The 25,737-nt window shown below is 57.2% G+C and carries 19 protein-coding genes; 9 read left to right on the top strand and 10 right to left on the bottom strand.

The window, feature by feature from the left end; genetic code table 11:
- Window positions 1–1,109 precede the first annotated feature (1,109 nt).
- The gene (locus tag VOM14_RS20335) at window positions 1,110–2,312 is read right to left on the bottom strand and encodes an integrase domain-containing protein (protein ID WP_442955566.1); all 1,203 of its coding nucleotides are present in this window, start codon (window positions 2,310–2,312) and stop codon (window positions 1,110–1,112) included.
- Window positions 2,313–3,115: 803 nt separating this feature from the next.
- Here VOM14_RS20335 and VOM14_RS20330 point away from each other — a divergent pair.
- On the top strand, window positions 3,116–3,253 hold the full coding sequence (locus VOM14_RS20330; protein WP_327630526.1) for a hypothetical protein: 138 nt from the start codon (window positions 3,116–3,118) through the stop codon (window positions 3,251–3,253).
- A gap of 159 nt (window positions 3,254–3,412) precedes the next feature.
- Here VOM14_RS20330 and VOM14_RS20325 read toward each other — a convergent pair whose 3' ends face one another.
- The 4 genes from VOM14_RS20325 to VOM14_RS20310 form a co-directional block, all read right to left on the bottom strand.
- Window positions 3,413–3,715: a hypothetical protein gene (locus VOM14_RS20325; RefSeq protein ID WP_327630525.1), complete on the bottom strand. Its 303-nt coding sequence runs from the start codon at window positions 3,713–3,715 to the stop codon at window positions 3,413–3,415.
- A 1,752-nt stretch (window positions 3,716–5,467) separates the two neighbouring features.
- The gene (locus tag VOM14_RS20320; protein WP_327630524.1) at window positions 5,468–5,701 is read right to left on the bottom strand and encodes a hypothetical protein; all 234 of its coding nucleotides are present in this window, start codon (window positions 5,699–5,701) and stop codon (window positions 5,468–5,470) included.
- A gap of 1,011 nt (window positions 5,702–6,712) precedes the next feature.
- Window positions 6,713–6,940, bottom strand: a complete 228-nt coding sequence (locus tag VOM14_RS20315; RefSeq protein WP_327630523.1) for a hypothetical protein — start codon at window positions 6,938–6,940, stop codon at window positions 6,713–6,715.
- A 698-nt stretch (window positions 6,941–7,638) separates the two neighbouring features.
- Window positions 7,639–8,346, bottom strand: a complete 708-nt coding sequence (locus VOM14_RS20310; protein ID WP_327630522.1) for a nuclease-related domain-containing protein — start codon at window positions 8,344–8,346, stop codon at window positions 7,639–7,641.
- An 823-nt stretch (window positions 8,347–9,169) separates the two neighbouring features.
- On the opposite strand from VOM14_RS20310, the gene VOM14_RS20305 reads away from it, so the two are divergent.
- The 6 genes from VOM14_RS20305 to VOM14_RS20280 all read left to right on the top strand — a co-directional run bounded on the left by VOM14_RS20305 (window position 9,170) and on the right by VOM14_RS20280 (window position 15,742).
- Complete coding sequence (locus VOM14_RS20305) at window positions 9,170–10,594, top strand: UbiA family prenyltransferase (protein ID WP_327630521.1); 1,425 nt, start codon at window positions 9,170–9,172, stop codon at window positions 10,592–10,594.
- Window positions 10,595–10,597: 3 nt separating this feature from the next.
- Window positions 10,598–11,914 carry an FAD-binding oxidoreductase gene (locus tag VOM14_RS20300; RefSeq protein ID WP_327630520.1) on the top strand — a complete coding sequence of 439 codons (1,317 nt, stop codon included), beginning with the start codon at window positions 10,598–10,600 and terminating at the stop codon, window positions 11,912–11,914.
- The gene (locus VOM14_RS20295) at window positions 11,911–12,651 is read left to right on the top strand and encodes an SDR family oxidoreductase (protein WP_327630519.1); all 741 of its coding nucleotides are present in this window, start codon (window positions 11,911–11,913) and stop codon (window positions 12,649–12,651) included. Before VOM14_RS20300 ends, VOM14_RS20295 begins: the two co-directional genes overlap by 4 nt.
- Window positions 12,652–13,084: 433 nt before the next feature.
- Complete coding sequence (locus tag VOM14_RS20290) at window positions 13,085–14,023, top strand: NAD-dependent epimerase/dehydratase family protein (protein WP_327630518.1); 939 nt, start codon at window positions 13,085–13,087, stop codon at window positions 14,021–14,023.
- Window positions 14,024–14,036: 13 nt separating this feature from the next.
- Window positions 14,037–15,320 carry an NAD(P)/FAD-dependent oxidoreductase gene (locus VOM14_RS20285; protein WP_327630517.1) on the top strand — a complete coding sequence of 428 codons (1,284 nt, stop codon included), beginning with the start codon at window positions 14,037–14,039 and terminating at the stop codon, window positions 15,318–15,320.
- Window positions 15,317–15,742, top strand: coding sequence for a GtrA family protein (locus VOM14_RS20280; RefSeq protein ID WP_327630516.1), 426 nt, complete (start codon window positions 15,317–15,319; stop codon window positions 15,740–15,742). The genes VOM14_RS20285 and VOM14_RS20280 overlap by 4 nt, the downstream gene beginning before the upstream one ends.
- Window positions 15,743–16,081: 339 nt before the next feature.
- On the opposite strand, the gene VOM14_RS20275 is transcribed toward VOM14_RS20280, so the two are convergent.
- From VOM14_RS20275 to VOM14_RS20255, 5 genes are all read right to left on the bottom strand, one after another.
- Window positions 16,082–17,065, bottom strand: coding sequence for an MraY family glycosyltransferase (locus VOM14_RS20275; protein ID WP_327630515.1), 984 nt, complete (start codon window positions 17,063–17,065; stop codon window positions 16,082–16,084).
- On the bottom strand, window positions 17,062–18,024 hold the full coding sequence (locus tag VOM14_RS20270) for an NAD-dependent epimerase/dehydratase family protein (RefSeq protein ID WP_327630514.1): 963 nt from the start codon (window positions 18,022–18,024) through the stop codon (window positions 17,062–17,064). The genes VOM14_RS20275 and VOM14_RS20270 overlap by 4 nt, the downstream gene beginning before the upstream one ends.
- A gap of 73 nt (window positions 18,025–18,097) precedes the next feature.
- On the bottom strand, window positions 18,098–19,282 hold the full coding sequence (locus tag VOM14_RS20265; RefSeq protein WP_327630513.1) for a glycosyltransferase family 4 protein: 1,185 nt from the start codon (window positions 19,280–19,282) through the stop codon (window positions 18,098–18,100).
- Between the two features lie 72 nt (window positions 19,283–19,354).
- Complete coding sequence (locus VOM14_RS20260; protein ID WP_327630512.1) at window positions 19,355–21,235, bottom strand: polysaccharide biosynthesis protein; 1,881 nt, start codon at window positions 21,233–21,235, stop codon at window positions 19,355–19,357.
- Between the two features lie 360 nt (window positions 21,236–21,595).
- A complete protein-coding gene (locus VOM14_RS20255; protein ID WP_327630511.1) occupies window positions 21,596–22,777 on the bottom strand; it encodes a glycosyltransferase family 4 protein in 1,182 nt (393 codons plus the stop codon).
- A 250-nt stretch (window positions 22,778–23,027) separates the two neighbouring features.
- Between VOM14_RS20255 and VOM14_RS20250 the strand changes: the two genes are divergently transcribed.
- Window positions 23,028–24,479: a mannose-1-phosphate guanylyltransferase/mannose-6-phosphate isomerase gene (locus tag VOM14_RS20250; RefSeq protein ID WP_327630510.1), complete on the top strand. Its 1,452-nt coding sequence runs from the start codon at window positions 23,028–23,030 to the stop codon at window positions 24,477–24,479.
- Window positions 24,480–24,579: 100 nt separating this feature from the next.
- The gene (locus VOM14_RS20245) at window positions 24,580–25,695 is read left to right on the top strand and encodes a glycosyltransferase family 4 protein (protein ID WP_327630509.1); all 1,116 of its coding nucleotides are present in this window, start codon (window positions 24,580–24,582) and stop codon (window positions 25,693–25,695) included.
- The last annotated feature ends 42 nt before the right edge of the window (window positions 25,696–25,737 follow it).

The following is a 25,737-nucleotide window of genomic DNA, read 5'->3' as shown; positions in this document are numbered from 1 at the left end:
TGGTTGAAGCGCTCCGGCTTGCGGAAAAACCCAGGTGGTCAACTCACTAACAACGATCTGAGCGCCGAGGCTGCGCTGGATGTCAAAGGTAACGCTTCCAAAGCGGGTTGTGCAGACCTTCCTTAACCGTGGTTAACGCCGTTATGTCACCGCCGCCCAATCGCAGTGTCTTGTTTTGATACGTAAAACCGGACGATTTGCGAAAAGCCGATTGTCCAGTCAACCAAGCATAATTCGCAAAACCCGCAGCGCACTCGCCCCTTGTGGCACAAAAATGCACACGCTCGCCCTCGCGGGGAAATGATGGCAGATGGTGAGCACGCTCAGGTGCATCGGTGCATCTGCTCGTCAATCACCCGCCAGACCTGGCCGTCCCGACACATTGGGCCGAAGTCTGAACGCGTAAGTCATCTTTTCTGTGCAGCGAGTCCACGGCAGATCGGCCTTGCGCCGCACGGGTTACGGCGACTCAGCCTATAGATAAGCTACCGCAGCGTGTAACGCGTTTCCAATACTAACGTCGCCGCCAACCGACCGCATCATGATGATTTTTTTGGTAAAACGGGACGATTTGCGAAACGCGAATTGACCGCTCACGTGCACAAACTTCGCAAACTCGGCGTTGCACTCACGGCTTCTCGTCAAGTTCAACGTTTGACGCCTTAATAGCCGCTCGCCGGGCTTCCGCCGCAAGTGTCGATTGCTTCATCCATCGACAAGCCGTGGCCCGGCATGGCGAAATGCCGGATACATCGCACCGCCGGTTCGCATACACTCGCTGCGTATATGCACCCGAGGCTATTTCTGGACGTCCTTCCGAATGAACACAATGTGAGCTGCTGTGCAGCCAGGAGCCGGGCCGACCCTGGCGAGAGCTTAATCCCCTTGGACATGGAGCAAGGGGGATGAGAGAAGGCCCCAGGTTGGAGCTTTAATGCGTTAAACGGTGCCCATCGTCAGCGCAGAACGACGCTTAACGTAATCCACACTAGGCATCCGTCCCTATGCAGGCTGCCTCACTCGTACGGCGCGCCAACCCCGGCGCGGCGGAGCCAGCGTCGCCCTGAGAGGCCAGTTCCGTTAAGGACCAGACGTAAGCAACTCCAAGGTTACGGTGATAGCTCGTGCAGTGAGTTCGCAGGGTCGCTCATCGTCACTGGTTGAACCGGCTCGCCCTCACGTACGTGCGGCGTACGGGACAGATCGGCGCATTTCGCGATAAGCCGGTAAAGTGCTTGCCGTGAAATATTAAGGCTCTTGGCCGCGACTGACTTATTGCCGCTTGCGGCCACAACAGCGGCTATCGCCTGTTCTGGAGAAACGACGGGCCGGGCAAGACGCTCGACAGTGGCAAATGTCGAAATATATGCCGTCGCCTTGGCCGCGAGGCTATGTCCTGCCGCCTCAACGAGCCGCTGCATCGCCGCCTGGTGGAGCGCCGGATCGGGCCGGTGATCGGGGCGTTTGATCGGCGCCGGCACGCCGGTTATCTGCTCATACATCTTTTGCAGGTAGGCGTGGCGCAGTCCATGAACCGTGACACCCTTCGCACCGCGCGTAATCCCCTCTTTCTGCAAGACATGGTAGAAATGCCGGTACCACTTCTTCAATGGCCACGGCTCCGGGATCATAGACCCTGTGCGGGGGTTCGAAAGCCTTGCAGCACGGATGAGCACCTCGTATTGCCACTCAGCATCGATGGGGACGATTCGCGGGCGACCGCCTTTGGTGCCATCGATCACCTGAAGGTGGCCCGAAACGCGAAGGCACTGCAACGGACGCAACAGCATGCTTTCCTGTGCACGCAGGCCAAATGCCGCCTGAAGCTCCACCTGGATCGCGACCCACCGGTCGCGCTCGCATAAGCGCGATATCACGTCATCGAGTTCGACCTTCGCCGCCTCCCATGACTTGTCTTCCTGAGCCACGTAGTAGCGGCGATATCCTTCGGGCCGCTTGATGTAATCGTCCATTGTGCCGACGAGCTGGTGCTTTTTCATCCACGCGGCGAGCGTGCGCCAATAGGTGAGCTTGTTCTCGACTGTCCCCGGCGATTGTTCTTTTTCGTTGACCCAAAGGTTCACAAGGTAACCGATGTGTTTTTCCGCGAGATTCCACGGTGACTGAATCGCGAAGCCGCCTTTACGGAGTTCGCGGAACCCGGCGACGAGGCTCAGGACGCGGTACTTCTGGGTTTTGATTGATATCGCATTGGATGTAACGCGGGTTTTGCTGTGCGCTTTCGATAAGTGTCGCTGAAAAAGTTCGGTAAGTTCGTTCGTGAGTCGTTGCGGGAGCCCTGCGTTTTCCATCAGAGCCGAGAAGTTCAGTTGGATCTTCACAGTCGTAGTCGTAAAAGGGGCGCCCTCCCCTATCAAAAGGGCGCCGCGGGTTGATGAACAACTGCACGCTTTGCTTTCCGGGATCTTAGAGATCAGAGAGTTGATTCACCCGACGCAGGGAAGCACTGTCGCCTGATGATCCTTGCCCCGGCTTTCAACCGGCGCAGGGCTACCTGACCGCAGACGCATGTCTGTCGAGCCTGGCAATTCTTGTTGCGCTTTTGTTTTTCGGCTGCGCGGTGCCGACAGGAAGGGGATAAGAAATCCGCACATAATGTGCAAGTGATTTCCCGTTCGTGGAGCCTGTTCATCGCGGTCGCATTGATATCGGATCGCGTGAGCCAGGCTTGGCTTTTATGCCGTTGACGGAAGCAGGTTTGCATGTTCGCCATCTGCGCGCGAACGTGTTCTCAGTCAGTACAGGATTGCATATTCGTCAGGAGACTAGCCGCACTGCGGGTCGCGGAGAACTCAGTTTCCCCAACGCGGCCTGCCAGGCTGGCTACGGCGTAACTGCCAGAAAGAAAGTGGACGCCCAGCGGGGCGACTAGCTGATAAATGGAGTGCGCTGCACTCAGGTCGATGCGTCAGTGACGCGGATAGGTGTAACCATATTAAGCGGCGCGACGCCCGAGTTTGGGCGAAAAGCTCGCAATTTCAGGGGGGCTTTCGGCTAACGCCTTGCAGCTCGAGGGATAGGGCCGCCAGCCTCGACAGGGTTTGCCCCTGGTATGTGCGACTTGGGGTCCTGCAGAACGCCCGATCCGCTGGATATGTGCGCCGGCTTTACCACGGCGCTGGCGCTCGTACTGAAGGTGTTCCGCGCCGCGCATCTGCACCACGCCGATCTTTTTACCAATCGTCGAGTCAACTGCCCGCCATTCGACGACCTGCCCAAGCGCAGCCGCTGATTTTGACTTCCTGTTCGTGGCGTCATGGTGGACTTATTTTCACAGAGTCGGTGAGGCAACCTGCCGGAGCAGAGGCATGTCCCCGTCAAATGTATCCGCGCCGTGCATCGCTACCGCGAGAATTTGCTGCGTCAGCTATACCGCTGTGTCCCCTCCAACTCATTGGCCACAAGCGCGACACTTGTTCGAAAACGCCGCCGGCTTCGACGGTGCTGCGCCCAGCAGCATCGTTTGTAATGCGGTGAGTCGTCGCTGCTGAGCGGGCACAAGATGGAAGTCTTCGCCGATGCGTGCCGTGCGAGTGAGCCAGTAAGATGGACCAAAGTATCCAGAAGTATCGGGGGCGCGAGTGTTGAGGAAGTACCTAACCACTGTCTCGAGATGCGCTATTTCGGCGTCGGCAAGTGCGGCGGGCAGTTTCGATCGGTGCTGTTCATAAGCAGTCGTTGCTTGCGGTTTCATCGCGGGACGCTCCCAAACCGGCTGGAACCCGGACGAATCAACGCATGGCCAGACGCACAATCATCGCGCGGGAGGACGAAGCAACGCGATGCAGGCGCGACGCGTCCGCAATTGAGAGTGGTGTTGCGGCGGCTGTCGGGAGGATCGTTGCGGACGTTCTTATGACCGACTTTGCGTGCTGCATCGTTTTCGCTTACCGGGGAATCTGGAAAACGCTGTGTTCTGGAGTTCATGGCTTAATGAAATCGCTTTCGGTAATTTCATCTTGCCGAGATCGGTGAAAAGTCAAGGCAGCGCGATCCGCAGAGTTTGACGTGACGCTGACCGCGCCAGGCTGTGTCCAAGATGCAGAACGGAGCAGCGTTAGAAATTTTTTCGACCGCCCATCAACTGACGCATCCGGCGATCGTCAATCGCCGGGAACTTGCAGCGACACTCTTAGAATCGACGGTGGTCCGTGTTGCAACGATGCGAAAGATTCATCGCGGCGACTGTGAACGCCATCAGGAATTCGGTCCGCACGGAATAGGAGTTGCGCTCAATCGTGCTGACGCGGGGAGGCACCTCTTTGTATGAGCAATCGCTCCGTGAGCGATTCGCTTGAGTTCGAGCCTGCTGTGCTTGAGGAGGCGGCGTCACTGTCCAGTCCTCCAGTCCGGATACCGATCGACAATCCCGCGTGACTACGCCAAGCGGCAATGGCAGGGGCTGCGTCACCAGTTCCTCCAGCAGATGTACGAACGGATTACTGGTGTCGAAGCTCAATCAAAATGCCTACGGAGCGGGTAGATCGTGAGGCGCACAAGGCGGCGATGGAGCGCGTCGTCGGGGCAGCCGGGCAACGAAGGCGACGGCTTGTCTATCGACGCAGAGTGCTGTTTCCGCGAAGAAGATTCGGACATTGACGCGGCAAGCTGTCGAGCAAGCGGTCGAGCAGGCTTCAGCCGTCAAACGCCGAGCTGCGGCGAATCCGGGCATCTCGCGCCAAACCCTGTACAGGTTGCGCGGTTCAGATAGTCGGTGAAGCCCATGAGAGGGCGGCGGTGCCGGAGTGCTGGTGGCACAGGTAGCCGGGCCTTGTTCCAAGAATTTATACAAATTTACATTTTTGGAACAAGATTGGCCCAAAAAAAGCACATAGAAATCAGTCACCTGCGAGTTTCGATTGTCTCGAAAAATTAACCATGGTTAATTTTTCGGGCTATCGCAGCCACTCGAGGACGGGACTGGTGAGTGCTTGATACGTCAAGATAACTCCGAGCGCAAGCAAAGTGAGTAGCTGTGGCATCAGTTTTTCACGGTGACGGTACGCGACGCGGATGTATTCGACGGGGGACATGATTTTTCCGGCAGGTTCGCTCACCGACGTGGCGAGAGACGAGTCCAGTACGACGCCGCAGCAGCGAAGTCAAGCTACCAGCGGCTGGATCCGGCAGGTCATCTACGGCTGCTGAAATCCGGGTCTCGAACGCACAGTCCCAATCACCTCCGGTCGCCGGCATTCGCGGAAACTGGACGGACGCCACACCATCGATGTAGACGAAGCGGGCCATCTGCTGCAGCGTGCGGCACCCTCAAGCATGGGATTTATAGGCCAGAAATCGCGGGTCGTGATTTTTCCGTCGACGACTTTCTGGGCGAGCATCGCGAAGACTGGACCTCGCTTCTCCCAATCTCCCGTTGTGCGCCAGCAGATCGGGAACATACGGAGCGTCGATCAACGATATCTCTCTGCGCACCAGGTCAAGCAAATCAGCACGGGGAGGTTTTGATACGGAAGACGGCCTTAAAAAGGAGAAACAGCAGGAAAAGAAACGGTCGCAGCATGCCGATCGCCCACACGAATCCGATGCTGCAAAGTAGAAAGCCGAACACGGTGAAATGGCCTTTCTGGAACGCGAGATCGATGACCATCAAACCGGAAAGCGTTGCAGCAGTGATCGCACGGCGCGCGAGGGGCGGCCGAATCAGAAATTTTTCAATCATGGTCGCGGTCCTTTTTGTGCCATGACAATACCGCACCACGCAGGTGATATGCCGACTCCCACGCAGCTACGCCCGCTGCAACAAGAAGCCAGAAGCGCGCGGCGCGAGTCCAATCTGCCCGGGCGAGTACGTGTAAAAGGTCCACCGTCTTTACTCCTGGGTTGGGGCCTGTCATTGCAGGCCGATGATTTATCCTCGCAAATGCGGCGCGAAGTCAAGGCCATCGGCTGAGCCTAGAAACCGGCTAACTGGTCGACGATTCCGTCCGCATCGAGACGTGGATTTCCCGCGGCCGTTTCGTCGGAAGCACGTACTCCTATCGGTTCCGCCTGGGTGAGCGCGGTGGGACCGCCGGAGACGGTTGGTGGAGGATCGCGATCTACCAGCTCCATTCCCTCTGGAAGGTGCCGGTGTAGCGAAGCGTGCCTGACTGTCTGGGACTTCTTCGAGCGGGGTCACTAATCCGTCGAAGGTGACGCCCGCCATCGTTCAGTCCTTTTTGAAGACGTGGTCGCCGACGCCCGCGCGGCCGCGAATGCGACGGTGCCGAGCAACTTGCTTAGCTGGCGGACATTGCATGCGAACTGGCCGCGATGGTATTGCGTTGCCCCGCTGCTCCATATATCCGCCGACCAATCAGGCGTCCAGCCAGCAATCAGGCAGGCTCAGGGCAGTGGGACCGCCGGATCCCGACTGACCGCGGGTCGTCTCGAGGAACTGAAAGACAATGGTGAATAGGCTGAGCCGCTGTGCTTTTGAGGGCGTCGCTGCGCTGGGTCATGCGCCGGAGCAAAACGATGCGCTCGATGGTCGCAACGTCAATAACATGGCGCGCGCCGGTCGCGTTCCGTAGCCGTTCGACAATGCGACGGCGCGGGTCTCGATGCAACAGCCCGTTGCCGGCTGCAGATGTTCGGTGGTCTGTAGCATACGGTTCAAGGGCGGGCGTTTCTGCGCTTCGCGCGATACACCTCGAAGAGCGAGATCGCGCCGACTGCCGTGGCGAACGTGTTAAACAGGATGAGGGTAATCAACCAGGCCACGCGCTGCCTCCTCAAGGTTGGCTCGCTGTGCGGCCAGTGACTCGTTTAGCGCCTGTTCAGAATGCACGTCGTGCTGGGCGAGAACACCTGAGCGAAGGGCGGGCGGCATGTCCTTGATCGCGTCCAACACGCCCGTCAATTCCGAGACGATTGCGGTATCGATGACGACGCCGACCGCTGCGCGTTGAAGTTGCAACTAAATTCCAGCGAGGCCCATTGTCGCCGTTGATGTAAGCATGGCGAGGGCGAGAATGGACAGCGTGTCACCTTGACTAAGTATCATCGCAGGCGGTAGGAAAGTTGATCCGCGAGTGCGGACACCCTCTCATTTTTCAACTACGACATTGAGACGCGGCTTGCAATAACACATAACACCACAATTTGTGTTATTTACGCCAGCCACTTGATGAACATTCAGCCTGAACAGAAAGGCAGTTGTAATTGCGCCAGTGAAAAGAGGGCCAAAAACAGCGTCATTCCTCCGATGTAGTCTGCCCACGGTTAAAAAAATTTCCGACGCGATCGTCCCGTAACAGAGGCATCAAGTTATGCCAAACGAGCGAGCCTGCCGATGTGCAATACGGTCTGCAAGCAACGACTACCGTTTGGCGATATAGGTTATCCCCAAACCTGTCCCGAAAATCTCGGGATAATCCGCGTCGCGGGACGGAAAGAGACGGAGTGAAAACGCCGCCATTCACGACGAAACGTCAAACGGGCTCGCGGCCCGTATTGATAGAGGTGAGGTTGCGGAGACGGTGTCCGCCCGTCGCCCGCGCGGCAAAAGGCTTTTGCCGCATCTGCGCGGGGATTCAGAGCGGCCATCGGACTGCTCGCAGCAGCAGCGACGACCCAGTGCGCGCTCGCCGACTACGAACCAGCCCGGGTAACCAGTCATCGTTGGCCGCGCGCACGGCCGTCCAGAATACGTTGCCGGTGCTCAATGAGCGCGTCTGGACGGGTGTCCGCGTGCCGCAGGATTGCTTCGGCGATCTTATGCACGGGCAAGCGCCCTGTTCCCGTACGCACAAACTGCTGCAGGCGGATCCTCAGATGTCGGTAGAGTTCGCCGCGCTCCAGTAGTGCCGCCGGCAGCGTCGGATCCACCGTTGCTGCGTCGTGCGAGAACACTCCTAGTCCCTCAACGATCCATAACCGCGGTGGAAGCAACCCTCTGAGGAACCGCACCTTCGCCGCGTTCTGCTTCATGGGCGACGAGCGCGGGAGTCGCTGTCCATCAGCCATCGTGAGCATCAATATGTCGTCGGTTTCATCGCCCGTAACTGCACCGGCCCAGTGCTTCGTTTCAATTACAAAGATTCCGAACGGCGTGATCGCCAGATGATCGATCTCAGCAGTCGGAAACGCACTGCCCGGCGCATGAATCAGGATGAGACCATCAAATACAAGCCAGTCATCGCCGCACAGGCGTGCGAGGTGTCGCCGGAGATCAGCCGACACCTGCCGCTCCCCTTCCTCGCCGCGCCTCGCGGCGCGACCTGTCCGAGGTGCGGGAGCCTCATCGCCTACAAAGCGCATCCAAAGAAAGTACAGATACGCGTATAGCAACACGACGCCAAGCACAATCAGTTGTACCAACATACTGGTTTCTCCTTTTTTGGAATGGGTGAAACCAGCGTATCGAGTCCTATGGGAAGTCAAGGAACATTGACATTCAAGATCGGCAGGTAGCAGCCTTACAACTTTGCCGCATGGCGAGTCCTTATTATGTGTTCAGCCCACTTCCGAAGAACGGCGCCAATTTTCGAAGTCTTTTACGCCTGCTGCGGCGCTAGCCATTTGTGATCCTGTTTTGATGACTTACCCCTTTGTAGACAATTTCTGGTCAGGATGACTGGGTCTCGTCAAAAGAGCTGCACCCCGGAAGCGCTTGCTACGCGACTTCTCGCCGAAGCCATCAATAGGCCGAATATAACCCCGTCATTTTCGGCCATACTTCCCGACGAATCGGCTGCGTGGGCGCAGTCATGCTTCTATCGGAATGGCAGCCAGTCGAGTCGGCCGGGGAGCCGACGCCCGAACGGTCACGCTTCTCGCATCGACCGAAGCGCTGCAAGACTGTCGGTAGCAATACCATTCAAGCCGTATATTCCGACATACCGATCGGCCCGCGGCAAGCTGGCTGAAGATATGCGGATCACCGCGGTAAGCCACCTCGATCCTCTCTACGAAGATGACGCACCGCACAACGGATCGCCATACACCAAGCGAATCGCGGCACTCAGGTAGTCGCGCGCCGCCAAACTCCTTTGGCTGTCGCTCGCGTGCGGTTGTGGCCTCAATGGCAAGGTAGTAAAGTAAGTCCGACGATCTGTCAGCGTCCGCAATCAAGTGTCAGAAGGGCGGTAGTGCTGGTGCCCCGGGGGCAACTTCCGCATCCATCGACCCCTGTAGGGCAGACCGAATGCGCAGCAGACCACTCGTCGTCGACCTCGATGGCACATTGATCCGCTCAGACGTCCTGATCGAGTCGGGGTTCGCCTATCTTAAAGCCGCCCCGCACCGTTTCTTTCAGCCCCTGGTCTGGCTCGCACGGGGGGGCAAGCCTGCGTTGAAAGAGGGCCTCGCCGGCGCAACGAACATGGACGTTACCGTTCTTCCATACAACGGTGTTGTATTGGATTGGCTGAAGGACGAACGGGAAAAAGGCCGACGATTGGTGCTAGCCACTGCTTGTAATGAGCGCTATGCACATGCTATTTCAGCACACCTGGGCCTGTTCGAAAAAACATTCGCCAGTGACGGACATGTGAATCTTTCGTCACGCAAAAAGCGTGAGAGACTGATCGCCGAGTTCGGTGAAAAGGGATTTGACTACGCCGGAAATTCACACGACGACATTGCTGTATGGCAATCAGCTGAGCGCGCTTACGTGGTTAACCCGTCCAACGGCGTCGAGCGCGCGGCTCGCAAGATCGGAAATGTCGAGATGGTTATCGAGTCGCGGCCTCCAGCCGCGAAGACGTGGGCCAAGTCGTTGCGTGTGCATCAGTGGCTGAAGAATTTGCTGATCTTCGTGCCGTTACTGGCTGGACACATGTTAAATTCGACGGCGCTTGCGATTGCCGCCCTACTGGCGTTTCTTGCTTTCAGCCTATGCGCCTCAAGCGTCTATCTGTTGAACGACCTGCTTGATCTTGACGACGACCGGCATCATCCTGTCAAACGCAAGCGCCCACTTGCTTCCGGTGCGCTGCCGCTCGGGTGGGCAATAGCGCTGTTTCCTGTGTTGCTGGTTAGTTCGTTCGCTATATCGTGGGCCTGGCTGCCTTGGGAATTTTCCATAGTACTACTCGGCTATTATGCACTCACACTGGCGTACTCAGCTTTTCTCAAGCGGCAAGTCATGATGGACGTAGTCGTTTTAGCAATGCTCTATACCGCCCGCATCATAGGGGGAACTGCGGCCGTGTATGGACAATTAACGTTTTGGCTGCTTGCATTCTCCATGTTTATTTTTCTAAGCCTCGCCTTCGTCAAGCGATACGCCGAATTGCATTCGCTCAAGGAACGTGGGCTTGCACACACGCCCGGACGCGGCTATGTCGCGAACGACCTGTCGCTAATCTCGTCGCTTGGCACAGCGTCCGGCTATCTGGCGGTTCTGGTGCTCGCGCTTTATATCCAGGATGCAAGAACGGCCAGCCTTTACCATCATCCCCAGTTTATCTGGCTCGCCTGCCCACTATTGCTTTACTGGATCAGTCGGATTTGGATCATTGCACATCGCGGCAAGATGCTCGACGACCCGATCGTGTTTGCGGCTCGCGACAGGATGAGTCTTGCGGTCGTGCTTCTGTTTGGCCTCGTTTTTTGGGCAGCCACCTGATAGATGAACACTGTGCTGTCCTGGGGGCGCTACCCTTCCTTTCCACAAGAAGCGCACACAATCGCATGGCGTGACGTAGCATCGGCAACGTGGCGGGAAGTCAACGAGGAGTGGGGAACCACCCTGCCCTTCGGCAATGGACGCAGTTATGGCGACAGCTGTCTGGCCAGTTCCGATCATGTCGTCCAGACGCTGTCGCTTGATCGGCTGATTGCGGCAGACTGGGAAAGGGGGATTCTGCGCGCCGAGTCCGGTGTGACGCTCGAGCAGATTCTCAGTGTCGCCATTCCGCGCGGCTGGATGCTGCCGGTTACGCCCGGCACCAAGTACGCGACATTGGGCGGCGCCATTGCGAACGACGTGCACGGCAAAAATCATCATGTACGCGGCACATTTGGCCAACACGTGCGCCGTTTCGCATTGGCGCGCAGCGACGGCGCGCAGTTCGAATGTTCAAGCGACACAAATGCGAAATTCTTTGCCGCCACCATCGGCGGGCTCGGCCTGACCGGCTTGATTCTCTGGGCTGAGGTCCAGTTAATGCCGATCCACTCGAGCATGATCGACGTGACGAGCATCCGCTTTGCCAATATTGACGAATTTTTTGCTTTGTCGGTAGCGCTCGATCCGTTACACGAATACAGCGTTGCGTGGGTCGATTGCCGTAGTCTCGGGGCAGCCCTGGGACGTGGCATATTTATGGCTGGAAACCATGCAACGGATGGACCACTGGAGTTCTCGCAGCGCAGGAAACTGACGATGCCGTTTATGCTGCCATTTCCGTTTTTTAACCGATACACAGTGGGCATCTTCAACGGGCTCTATTATCGGAAACAGCACCGGGGCGAGGTCAGAGCGAAGGTCAGCTGCGACGCTTACTTTTACCCGCTCGATAGCCTGCTGGAATGGAATCGGATCTATGGCCGTGCGGGGTTCCAGCAGTATCAATGTGTTGTGCCATCGGAATCAGCGCACGATGCGATACCGGCCATCCTTCAAGCTATTGCCCAGAGTGGCACCGGCTCAATTCTCGCAGTGCTGAAACGCTGCGGGGGTCTGCGCTCGCCCGGACTGCTGTCATTTCCGCTCGAAGGCACGTCGCTGGCACTCGACTTTCCCCAGCACGATGCGTTGAACACCCAGCTTTTCGCCAGGCTCGATGCGATTGTGCGTGAAGCACACGGTCGTATATATCCGGCCAAAGACGCTCACATGTCAGGCGCCGACTTTCGAGCCGCATATCCTCAATGGCAGGAAGTCGAAGCGCTGCGCGATCCAACTTTGCTTTCGCGCTTCTGGGAACGGACCACTCGATCATGAAAAATATTCTTATCGTCGGCGCCACGTCGGCGATCGCGATCGCCTGCGCGCGCCACTGGACACAGCAAGGGGCGCGGTTCTTTCTGGTTGCTCGCAACGGTGAGCGTCTGCGACAGGTCGCAGACGATCTGAGTGCCTACGGAGCACCGCTTGCCGCCTGCTATCAACTGGACGTCGACGACCTCGACCGGCACGCTGTCATGCTCGAGCGCTGTCTGAATGAACTGGGGCAGCTCGACATTGTTCTGGTCGCACCTGGAACGCTACCGGACCAGACGAAGTGCGAAGCCGATGCGGCGACGGCCGTGCGGGAGTTCAACACCAACGCTACCTCGGTCATCGCCCTGTTGACGCCAATAGCGAACATTCTTGAAAAGCAGCAACGCGGGGCGCTCGCCGTCATCTCGTCCGTGGCCGGGGATCGAGGCAGACCGTCGAATTATCTGTACGGTAGCGCGAAGGCTGCGTTGTCGGCATTCTGCGAAGGATTGAATGCACGGCTTTTCAAGCACGGGGTACATGTCGTAACGATCAAGCCCGGATTCGTCGCCACGCCGATGACCGCAGGTCTTCGCTTACCGGGTCCGCTTGTCGCGACGCCGGATCAGGTGGCAAGCGATATCATTCGCGCGATCGAAAAGCGAAAGGACGTGCTGTACACACGCTGGTTCTGGGCGATCATCATGTTGATCATCCGTTCTGTTCCGCGGCCCCTTTTCAAGCGCGCCTCGTTGTGAGGTGGGCGATGCTTCGGCCCGCGCGTTGGTGTGCGGGGCCATGTCCGATTTGCGATACAGACAGTCTCGGCTCACGACAATAGTCACGTAATGACGTTGCTTTCGGCTGGCGATCAAGCATTCATCGAACGACACCGTCTGCTTCCATTCCGCGGCGCGACGACGTCCGCGCGATATCCGGCTGACAACCCCTGTGTAGGGAAACGCGCTGCTTCGACGTGCTAAAAAACCCGGGCACGCGCAGGTCGAGCAAACAGCGGCGATGCGGCATCGCCCGTTGGAAGCGCAAGACGGCTACCGGCGTGCTCGTGCGATAGCTAGTTCGCCGTACAGGCAGCAACTTCAAGACACTGCGCTTCTGGCGCCATTGTCACTTGCTTGTATTATCTATTGTCTAGACCCTTGCTAAGCGTGTCGATTTTAGGAGTCAAGCATGAATCGAACCCGCATCCTGCTGCCCGGCGGCGCTGGCCTCGTCGGCCAGAACCTCGTTGCGCGACTGAAAGCCCGTGGATACAGCAATCTGACTGTTATCGACAAGCACGAGGCCAATGTGGACGTGCTTCGCCAGGTTCATCCGGACGTCCGTGCAATCTACGCCGACCTGGCCGAGCCGGGCGACTGGGAGACGCAGTTCGAAGGAGCTGACCTCGTCGTCATGCTGCAGGCCCAGATCGGGGCGCCCACCCTCGAACCGTTTATTCGCAACAACATCATGTCCACGCGCAATGTGTTGGCCGCAATCCAGCGCTACCGGATTCCGTACACGGTACACATCAGCTCTTCGGTCGTGAATTCCGTGGGCGATGACTTTTATACCGATACAAAGAAGGAGCAGGAAGAGATCGTGCTCGCGTCGGGCATCGAATGCGTGGTGCTGCGGCCGACGCTGATGTTTGGCTGGTTTGACCGTAAGCATCTGGGCTGGCTATCGCGCTTCATGCAGCGAGTCCCGGTTTTCCCGATCCCCGGCAGTGGCAGGTACATGCGCCAGCCCCTATACGTTGGCGATTTCTGCAACGTGATCATCAGTTGCATCGAGTCGCGAATCAAGGGCAACGCTTTCAATATCACCGGTCTCGAACGGGTCGACTACATTGACATCATCAGGCAGATCAAGCGCGCCACTCGCGCCCGCTGCTCAATTGTGCGAATTCCGTATGGTGTCTTTTATGTGCTCCTCAAAGTCTATGCAATGTTCGACAAAAACCCACCGTTCACCGCCGATCAACTGGAAGCTTTGACAGCTGGGGACGAATTCGAAGTGATTGACTGGGAGGGCATCTTCAACATACGCGCGACGCCATTTGCAAGCGCCATCGAAGAGACCTTCAACGACCCAACCTATAGTCATATCGCACTGGAATTCTGACCCGAGCCGCACCATGAGCGAAGAACGCATTGCTGTACTGGGCGCCGGGCCGATGGGCTTGGGCGCGGCATATCAGCTTGTAAAGGACGGGCGCAAGCCCGTGATCTTTGAAGCGGATGATCGGGTCGGAGGGATGGCCGCGTGCTTTGACTTCGGCGGCCTTTCGATCGAGCGTTATTACCACTTTCACGCGACTTCCGACGAGGCTCTATTTGAAGTGCTGCGCGAACTTGGAATCGAAGACAAGATGCACTGGCGCGAAACCAAGATGGGCTACTTCTATCAAGGCAAGGTACAGCCTTGGGGCAATCCCATTGCCCTGCTGAAGTTCCAGGGTCTCAGTCTGCAAGCCAAATTTCGCTACGGCCTGCATGCGTTTCTCTGCACGAGGCGTAACAACTGGAAGCCGCTCGATCACATAGAGGCAACCAGCTGGATTCGTCGCTGGATCGGTGAAGAGGCATGGGAGGTACTCTGGCGCAGGCTCTTCGACTACAAGTTCTATGACTACGCATATGGCCTCTCCGCCGCTTGGATCTGGAGCCGCATCCGGCGAATTGGCCGGTCCCGCTATAACGTTTTTCACGAAAAGCTTGGTTACCTTGAGGGCGGCTCCGACACGCTGCTCAATTGCATGCGCGACTACATCGAGGCAAATGGAGGCGAATTCCGGCTCCGCACGCCCGCAACCAAGGTGGTGATCGAAGGCGGCAAGGTGACTGGTATTGAAGCGGCAGGCGGTTTACTGCCGTTTGAAAGAGTCATTAGCACTGTTCCGCTGCCCTACGTGCCGCGCGTCATGCCCGATCTGCCGCCGGAAATCTTGAATGCCTTCTGCAGCGTGAAGAACGTGGCCGTGGTGTGCGTCATAGCAAAGCTAACGAAGCCGGTCACTGAGAATTTCTGGCTGAACACAAACGATCCAGATATGGATATTCCAGGGGTTGTTGAATACACGAACCTGCGACCGCTCGATCACCATATCGTGTATGTCCCCTTCTATATGCCTGGCGAGAATCCAAAATATCAGGATGCGGATTCCGTATTCATTGATAAGGTGAAGCGCTATCTTATGAAAATCAATCCGGCGCTGAGGCAGGACGACTTCATCGATGTACGCGCGAGCCGTTATCGTTTCGCACAACCAATTTGCGAGCCCGGCTTTCTCGACCGCCTGCCTCCGATCCAGTTGCCGGTAAAAGGTCTGCTCGTGGCGGACACGTCGTACTACTATCCGGAAGATCGCGGCATCTCGGAAAGTATCGCTCTTTCTCGCAAGATGGCGAAGATGATATGACGCGCGCTCATTCGGTCCTAAAGCGCACTTTTGTCTCGCGGAGCTTCCTGCTGTTCTTGTTGACTGGCGGGTTCGCCGCGTTGGTTAACTGGTGCAGCCGGATCATCTACAACCTGTGGATGCCCTACTCTGCTGCGATCGTGATCGCCTACATTACCGGGATGATTACGGCATTCGTGCTGGCGAAGCTGTTCGTGTTTGCGCAAAGCAGGCAGTCGACCGGGCGGTCTGTGTTCTTCTTTACGCTCGTCAATCTGGTCGCGGTCCTGCAGACTTGGGCGGTAAGCGTCGGACTGGCTTACTACCTGTTTCCGCGAATAGGAATGAACTGGCACGCACGGGACCTTGCGCACGCGGTCGGAGTCGCCGTGCCGGTTTTCACGAGCTATGTGGGGCATAAGCGATGGAGCTTCAGGCACTGAGCGAGCAGCAATGGTGCACGTGTTATACCTATTGACGGCGCGTTCCATCTTGCGCCTGTTCAGACGATGCTCTCCTTACCCAGAATCATGACCGACCGCCGCGATGACGAAACTGCCTCTGACGCCGGCCTCGATTGGATTTTTCACATTGCGTTCAACAGCGGGCTGGCTCTATGCGTCGGCGCGGAGCTGACCGCAAAGGCAGCCACGCGGGCTCGGCCCGATAAATCGATGTGGATGCTTTTTGGCAAGAGCTGCTCTCTTTCTTTCTTCGCAGATGACTACATCACTAATGGCAGTCGTAAGCCAAACTCTGAGAAACGCGGCGACTCGCAGCGATCAGCTCCGCCACACCGCCCAGCGCCGGTCAATCTGCCATCCGATGACAGCCAGCAACAGATACCAGCAAAAAACCATCACCCATTGCGTGGTGAGGGAGAGCCGCAACGACACGAGCGCAACGGCGGATCCGACGGACATCAAGAGGTAGTAAAGCAGCGCGACGCGAACGTGTGTCGCGCCCATCTGCACGAGCCGCTGATAATAATGTTCCCGATGTGCTTCCCAAACTCTCTCTCTGCGGGCGAGGCGCCGCAATAAAGTGACCGTCGAGTCCGCAATGAATGGAGAAAACGTGAGCGCGGGAAACCACAGCGGCCACACGCTGTGCTGCCATCCCCAGTAGCCGAGTGCACCAGCCATAAAGCCGAGCGGGATTGACCCCACGTCGCCAAGAAAAATGCGCGCCGGCCGGAAGTTCAACAGAAGAAAGCCAATCGCCGCGCCTGCGATCGCGGTGGTGCAGATCGCCAGTCCGGAGTCCACGCCCGCAGCCGCGAGTGCGTAAGTCCCAAAGCCGAACACGGCCATACCGCCCGCGAGTCCATTCGATCCATCCATGAAGTTGTAGAGATTCACGAACCACACGATGGCGACGCAGGCCAGCACGCCGAGCCACCACGAGACATGGACGGCGCCAAGAACTACCATTGCGGCGGCAACGAGGAGATGCGCGAAAAAGCGCACGCGCGCCGGCAGGCCGCGCCGGTCGTCGACCTGCGAGACGACAGCCAGTATCGCCGCCCCGAGCATTACGAGACGCAACGAAGGCGCCGTCATCGCGCCAATGACGAGCGCGCTCGGCAAAATCCCCCATCCACCAATGCGCGGCACCGGCCGGCGATGCAGCGATCGGTGATTAGGGATGTCAACCGCGATATCCCATGCCAACCCGGTTTTCAGCAGAGTCAGCAGAATCGCGAACGAAATCACCGCGGCGATCGCCAGCACCGCCGCAAGCGGCGCATCGGAGAAGAGCGTCATTGCGTATGCTCTGCGTTGAAAGCACGCGCCGTTTCGGCAAGACCTTGCGCGACGGTCCACGGCGGCGTCCAGCCTAGTTCCTCATGCAATCGAACGGCGCTCATTCGCAGTGGGCAGGTGAGACGCTCGACTTGCGCGACTTTTCCCGTCATGTGGCCGAAGCCGCGCAACAGCCCGACGGGTATCGGAATCAGCCGTGCCGGTCGTCCTAGTGCGTCGCCAATTGCGCGGGCCATGCCAGCAACCGTGAGGTCATCACCGTCCGTGACATGGTAAACGCCATGTACAGGACGCGAGTCCGTCGCAAGCGCTCGAAGCCCATCGGCGAGATTACCGAGGAAGACCATGCTTCGACGTGCGTCGACTTTACCGATCGGCAGTGGGATGCCTCGTGCGATCGCGCGCATCAGACCAAGAAAATTCGCCCGTACACCAGGCCCATAGACGAGCGGCGGCCGCACGATTGCAATCTCCATCCGGTATTCCTCGCCGAATGCCAACAGCGCCTGCTCGGCTTCAAATTTCGAAATGCCGTAGGGGTCCGTAGGTGAGGGTCGGTCATCTTCGCGCCAGGGACGTCCCGGCTCACCTTCGCCGAGCGCCTTGACACTGCTTACGAATACGAAACGCCTCGCACCCGCCTTCAGGGCGGCCGACGCGGCATTCAAAGTTCCTGTTACGTTGACGGCGCGATATTCGACGAGCGGATCGGCCGCACAGTCCTGCATCACATGCACGCGCGCGGCGAGATGCACGAACGTATCGATGTGCCCGACGGCAGGATTGCCATGCGCGATGCTCGCGAAATGATCGTCGGGAATTACAAGCTCGAGCGTCCCTTGCTCTACTGACGAAGGACGTCGCACGAGCGCAGTGACCCCATGCCCCGCATCGTGCAAGATCCGGCACAACGCACGCCCGACAAAACCATTTGCGCCACTGACGGCGAGCTGCATCACTCGGTTCCTTTCGGGCCAACCGACCCGTCGCCTTATTCTCTGCGTCAACTCCTAGGCGCAAGTCGCAGTGCGGCTACGCGGCAATGGAGCTGTAGACGGCGTAGGTCCTGCGAACCATCGCGTCCCATGTTAGCTCAGCTGCGCGAGCCAAGCCTTTTATGATTAGCGTATCGCGCAGCGCCTTGTCGATCAGAAGACGTTCAAGCCCTGTCGCAATGTCATCGATTGAGTACGGATCGACTTCGAGCGCGGCGCCCGCCGTGACTTCTGGCAGCGAGGTTACATTCGAGGTCAACACCGCGACGCCACTCGCCATGGCTTCGGCAACGGGCAACCCGAAGCCTTCGAACAACGACGGATAGGCGAACACAGCGGCCGATGAATAGAGCTTTAGCAGCGACTCGCGTGCTACGTAGCCGGGTAAAATGATTTGCTTTGCTTGCGACAGCCGTTCGATGTCACGCATGAGGCCCGAATTCATCCAGCCTTCCGCGCCGATCAATACGAGGGGAAACGCTTCTCGGAGGTCGGCGGGCAGCTTCGCAAAGGCTGCTACGAGTCGCGTCAAATTCTTGCGCGGTTGCAACGTGCATACCGACAGAATAAACCCGCGCTGCTTGAGCCCCAGTTCGGCCAAGACCGACTCACAATCGTTCGCACGATGCGGCCGAAAGCACGGTTCAACACCGAGGGGAATGGACACCACCTTGTCTTCCGGCAAACCGTACACGTCGATCGCGTCGCGCCGCGTATACTCACTAACCGTAATGACTTTGTGGACCTGTTTCAGCGTGTCCGGCAAGTTGCGGTCGAGATAGTCGACGGCTGCTTGCGGATGAAACTCCGGAAAATGCCGATGGGAAAGATCGTGAATCGTCACTACATTAGGGCCCGCGTACGGGGACGCGATGAAGTTCGTCTCGTGGTAAATGAAGCCCCGGCGTGCGCATTCGGCGCGCAAACTTGCGGACTTGATACGCCTCACGACCGTGCGCCCCTGGTAAACACCGGGGAGACTGCGGGCCGCGCGCAACATACTTGCCTTCCAACCCTCGCTGAATTGCGCCCCCGCTTGCAGGGAGTTTTCTTCACCAAGTAGACTGCCAACACTGCGCCGATTATAGTAGTTTGAGCCTACCCATCCGCCAAGCTCTTCGATATCGTTGCGCTTCAGGAGGCCCTCAAGAAGATGCTGCGTGTAATAACCGACTCCGCTTCTCGGAGGTCGTAGAGAGTTGAGATCGTAAAGCAGTTTCATTTAAATTCGCAGCAGTTCGTCTTGGCCAGCGGCACAGCCGACTATCGAGGCGCAACTATCCTAACGATTAGTTCAACCTTGCCGGGATTGGTCGGAGTTGCTGACCGCCTGGAGAACCGGCGCAACCGTCGTCCGATATTCCGGCACCCATCGTCTAAGGTCACGACGAACTTCGGCATCCGATGGAACGCGCCGTTGCATTAACCAAGGCAGAAGCTCCTTCAGGAAGTTGCTAGGAACCTCCCGAGCTCGCGCGATCCGTAACTTCGGGTGTGGCGTACGCGCAGTCGTCTCATCATCAGCGAGCAGTTCTTCATACAGCTTTTCCCCCGGTCGCAATCCCGTAAAAATGATACGAACCTGATCCTCGGTAAACCCATACAATCGGATCAAATCGCGCGCAAGATCGGCTATTCGAACCGGCTGTCCCATGTCAAGGATGAAGATCTCGCCTCCTTGCCCCATGCAAGACGCCTGGAGGACAAGTTGCGATGCCTCCGGTATCGTCATAAAAAAGCGCGTGATCTCGGGATGAGTAACGGTGACCGGGCCCCCCTTGGCGATTTGCTGTTGAAATTTAGGAATTACACTGCCCGCGCTTCCCAGCACGTTTCCGAATCTGACAGTCTCGAACTGAGTTCGCTCGCTAGTCTGCTGAAGCGACTGGCACGCCATTTCTGCCAAACGCTTGCTCGCACCCATGACGTTTGTCGGATTTACCGCTTTATCGGTCGAAATCAATACGAAATGTTTGACGTTGTGCCGAATAGCTGAACGGGCAACGCGGTATGTCCCAAGAACGTTATTCCGTACGGCCTGCCAACTATTTAGCTCCTCCATCAGGGGCACATGCTTGTAGGCAGCAGCATGGAAGACAATGTGCGGCGTATATCGTGTCATGATTTGATCAAGGAATAGGGAGTCCTTCACATCACCCACGATTGGCAGCACGGCAGCCCCCGGATAACTCTCCTGCAGCCCCTCGAGCAGTTGGTACATTGCGTACTCGGACAGGTCAATGGCGACTAATTGTGCAGGCGCGAACCTTAGGATCTGCCGACACAGCTCGGAACCGATCGATCCGCCAGCTCCTGTCACCAGCACGACTCGCGTGCGTAGGAGCGCCTCCACATGAGGCGTATCAATGTTTACTGCTTCTCGACCAAGCAAATCTTCCAAGTCAATTTGTCGGACACGGGACAGAGAAGCCTGCCCTGGATCCAGAGCCGTAAGAGCCGGAAGCACCAGCGCGCGGACACCCGCCCGTACGCATTGGGCCGCTATGCGGCGCTGCACGTCCACATTCGCAGACGGAATTGCGATAATGGCGTGTTCCACCTTGAACCGCTCTGCCCAATTTGACAAGTCGGCGGTAAATCCGTGAACCTTATAGCCATAAATCTCTCGTCCATGCTTAGCAGGGTCGTCATCAAGCAAGCCAACGAGCCGCCATTCGCTGGAACGCGACAATTCACGGGCGAGACTCGCCCCCGCACTGCCAGCACCCAATACCAGCACCGGTTTCCCTTGTGCGATCAGTCCACCATAACGGTTAAACTCCTTCGTGGCGCGATATAGCGCACGCGCGCCGCCCATGCCGAGGAAGAGTAGCAAGGGCGAAACTAACAAGACGGATCGTGGAACGATCGGCACTGGCTGGATCAACACAGAGCCGATCATGACCAGCAATGCACCGCTCAAGACCGCCTTGGAAATGCGCAATAGGTCCGGAAGGCTTGCAAACACCCACATGCCCCGATACAGACCGCATATCCGGAACATCGCTGCGTAGACCAACAACACCCAGCACATTGCACGGACAGAACCATGTTGGAAATCCGCCGGAATCGCGCCGTTAAACCGGATGGCATACGCCGCCATCCACGCAATACCAACTGCGCAGATGTCAAAGCCGAACGCACCGAGCGACAGCCAAGAGGATCTGAATCGCATGAAGGTTTCGTCAGTCTAAAAAGAATTATGCAGTGCCCTTGCAACTACGCAAAAGTCTTGCGAAGCTTTCGCAGGCATCTATGTGAAAGGGGGCGTCGAGACACTAGGCAAAAGATGCCACAAAAAATCCCTGAGGGACCATGTTTTCAAGCAGAACTGCACCGCTCATGTTCAGCAGGTAAAGAACTGAAAGTCGGCAAAACACCTTTCTCCTGCGTATTTTGCGTGAGATATGTTCCGCAATTTCGCCGCCGCCAACGTCCAATACCTAGGCCGCAGCCAACGATTGTATCAGATACCGAATCAATTCAAAACGCGGTGCGTCGCACGGAAACGCCCCTGCTATGTAACGTCGCACTATCAGCAAATTTTTTTGTATACCGCACACGTTTGCTCAATCGTGGATGCCCATGTAAATTTGCTTGCTTGGGCGACTCCTCGCTCGATGCACTGCCGTCGCAGGGACGCATCCGTCAGAAGACGGCGAAGTCCGTCCTCAATCGCATCGATTCGCCAAGGATCAACCTCGACAGCCGCGCCACCTGAAACTTCCGGCAATGATGAAGCGGCCGACGTCAGAACCGCCGTGCCGCTCGCCATCGCCTCCAAAACCGGCAACCCGAAGCCCTCGTAGAGAGATGGATATGCAAATACGGCTGCGGACGCGAACAGCTTCAGCAGGTCATTACGCGACAGGTACCCGGGAGTAACCACCTCTCCCGCACTGATGAAAGGCGCTATCGTGCTTGCGAGTTCAGTGGTCTTCCAGCCGCGGGCTCCAATTAACACCAAAGGAAACTCGCGACGCAACTCCCGCGGGAGCGCGGCAAACGCTTCCACTAAGCGCAATAGGTTTTTTCGGGGCTGCAAGGTCCCGACAGAGAGCACAAACGCCCTTTGGCGCAAATCAAGCGTACTGAGCACCGCCCGGCAAGCAACCTCGCTAAGCGGCCTGAAACATTCGTCCACGCCAAGATGGATGGTAGTGACCCTTTCTTCAGGCACGTCATAGAGGTCGACGATCTCCTGCTTTGTATAATGGCTGTCCGCAATCACCATGTTGACCCTACGAAACGTCCGCGGCAACTCTCGATCTAAGTGCTGCACAAGTATCTTGGAGTGAAACTCGGGATGACGACGATGGGACAGGTCATGAATCGTCGCAACTGTCGGACCCGCATAACGCGATGCGGCGAAATTGGTTTCGTGATACACATATCCCTCTTTCGCGCTTTGGGCTCTGACTGCCCTGGACGATCGACGGTGAAAAAATGTGCGCAACGGCTGGAGAGCGGCAGAACGTTGCAAACACTGGGACAATGACAGCGCCTGGCTGTGCGGGACGAGCACAGGATCTCCCGATGGCGCCTGATCTCGTACCAACTCGTCCAGTCGCTCTCCACTGTAAATATCGCCCCCCATCCATCCTCGCACGTCAGTGATATCGCTGCGGGCTCGCAAACCTTGTAGCAGATGCTGGGTGTAATAACCAATCCCTGTGCGCGGAGGTCGCAAGGCGTTAAGATCAAAGAGAAGTTTCATGGATATTCTGCATCCGATACTGCACCGAGGCGAGGTCGCTCGCCTGACAAGAAGCCCAATCGTACGACACAGTGCACCGAAGGGCGAGCCACACACCACGCAATCGGCGTGAGTAAGGAGCCAACCCCTTCCTCTGTTGATCTCAATCGAACGCGCCAAGAGGCACTTCAGCGTCAGAAAGAGGCGAACTGCCTACGAAATTCCAGTAAAATCGCGCCCACCTCTATCGGTCGTACACTCAGATTGTCCTATGAATATAATTCCCGTCATCATTTGCGGCGGAGCCGGCACCCGCCTGTGGCCGGTTTCTCGAGAGGCGTTCCCAAAGCCACTGCTCAAACTAGCCGACGGGCAAAGCCTTCTGCAAAAGACTTTTTCGAGAGCCGCGCAGGTCGCGAACGTCTCGGAAATCTTGCTTGTCACGAATCGCGACACCTACTTTATAACCAAAGACGAGTGCGTGGAAGCTAACGCTGGCGTGGCGCAACTCGGTTTCGTATTGGAACCGTCCGGGCGGAATACGGCCGCAGCCATCGGTGCGGCCGCCCACGTGGTCCGAGATCGCCACGGGCTTGATGCACTTATGCTCGTTCTCCCGGCGGATCATTTGATCGAAGACATCGATGCATTCAAAGCTGCGGTCAGGGAGGCGGCGAGGGCTGCGGAGACCGGCGCACTCGTAACGTTTGGAATCCGTCCGACTGCGCCTGAGACCGGCTATGGTTACATCGAGTATGCCGATGCACCGCTAACGGCAGGTTCCTGCGTGCACAAGGCAATGCAATTCGTTGAGAAGCCGGAGCTCCAGTTGGCGCAGGAACTAGTCGCGGGAGGCCGCCATGTCTGGAACGCAGGCATGTTCTGCTTTCGAACAGACTCGATTCTTGCCGAATTGTCACGGCATGCGCCGACCGTTGCAGACCCGGTGTCCCTCTCCGTCGAGCAGGCCATCCGCAGTGTGTCGGACGACGGCTATTGCGTCGAGCTTGACGCTTCGCAATTTTCGAAAGCGGAAAATATTTCGATCGACTATGCGGTTATGGAGCGGTCCGACAACGTGCACGTGGTTCCATGCGAACTCGGTTGGAGCGACATTGGCTCCTGGCGATCAATCAGCGAGCTCACGCCCGCTGATGATCACGGCAACCGCGTTCAGGGGGAGGCGGAGCTTTATGACGTGGCGAACTGCTTCGTCCGGAGCGATGGGCGCGTTATCGGCATGGTCGGTGTGGACAACGTTATTGTGGTTGACACGGCAGACGCGCTGTTGATCGCAGCGCGAGATCGGGCGGAAGACGTGAAACAGATTGTGGCTCGGCTGAAGCGGGCAAATAATGACGCCTATCGCCTGCACCGCACCGTCCGTCGGCCGTGGGGAACCTATACGGTTCTCGAAGAGGGCGACCGTTTTAAGATGAAACGGATTGTCGTCAAGCCAGGCGCGTCGCTGTCACTGCAGATGCATCATCATCGCAGTGAACACTGGATTGTCGTAAGTGGTTGCGCGGATATCGTCAATGGCGAACGTCTGATTTCGCTGCAACCCAACGAGTCGACCTACATTCCTGCCGGTCACAAACATCGATTGATCAACCCAGGCGTCGTCGACTTGGTCTTGATCGAGGTGCAGTGCGGAGAGTATTTGGGAGAAGATGACATCGTTCGTTTCGAGGACGTCTACGGACGCACGTCGAATAATTGAAACGCCTCCGGCTCGACGGCGGCGAAAGTAGGGACCGACGGATCATTCCGCGTCCCGCCCGACCGCTCGCACGCGCTGGCCGGACAAATCGGCGATAGCTATGCGTATCCTGCACTTCTATAAAACTTATAAGCCTGACTCGATGGGCGGAGTCGAGGAGATGATCGGACAAATCTGCTCTGGGGCGGCAAAATATGGCGTGTCCAGCGAGGTGCTCACCGTTAGCGAAGACACCTCGACCGTACACTTAAGTGACCACATTCATCATCGCGCAAAGCTGGACATTGAAATTGCGTCGTCCGCCTTCTCTTTAGCTGCATTTAGGAAGTTTTCCGATTTGGCGCGGAACGCGGACGTTATCCACTATCATTTCCCGTGGCCGTTTGCCGACGTCGTGCATTTTGCGACCCGTCTCGGTAAGCCGTCGGTGTTGACATATCATTCAGATATTGTTCGCCAGAAGTTCCTGTTGCAACTTTATAAACCGCTTCGCAATCGTTTTCTATCCAGCGTCGACGCGATCGTCGCAACGTCCCCTAACTATCTAGCCAGTAGTAAGGTGCTTCAGCACTACAAGTCCAAGGTCGAAATAATCCCGATCGGGCTTGACCGCTCTTCGTACAACCTCCCTTCGCCTGCCAAGCTCCAATATTGGCGCGAACGCGTTGGCCCCAAGTTTTTCCTGTTCGTAGGCAATCTTCGTTACTACAAAGGGCTTCACATTCTCTTGGATGCGCTGCAAGGCTCCGCTTATCCGACTGTAATCGTTGGCAGTGGTCCGGTCGAAAAGGCGCTCAAAGAAAAAGCCAAGTGCGCCGGTTTGGATTGTGTTCATTTTGTCGGCCCGATTGCCGACGAAGACAAGATTGCGCTCTATACTCTTTGCCATGCGGTTACTTTCCCATCGCATTTGCGGTCTGAAGCATTTGGAATCTCCCTGCTCGAAGGCGCGATGTTTGGAAAACCGCTCATTTCCGCTGAAATTGGAACCGGCACGTCGTACGTCAACATAAATGAAGTAACCGGCCTCGTTGTCGCTCCCAATGACTCCACTAGTCTCCGAAATGCTCTAGCGCGACTTTGGAACGACGAATCACTTGCATCATGTCTGGGCGCGAACGCACTGGCGCGGTTCGAAGCGGAATTTACGGCATCCAAAATGGCAGAGCGATATGTACAGCTGTATCGGCGACTTAATGAATCGCGCGCCCGCTAGCGTGTGACTTCTTTGCGTGTCTTGCTGCCTCCACCGCGCGAC

It is taken from the genome of Paraburkholderia sp. MPAMCS5 (genome assembly GCF_036016995.1).
Lineage (GTDB): Bacteria > Pseudomonadota > Gammaproteobacteria > Burkholderiales > Burkholderiaceae > Paraburkholderia.
This window is presented reverse-complemented; position numbering and strand designations above follow the sequence as displayed.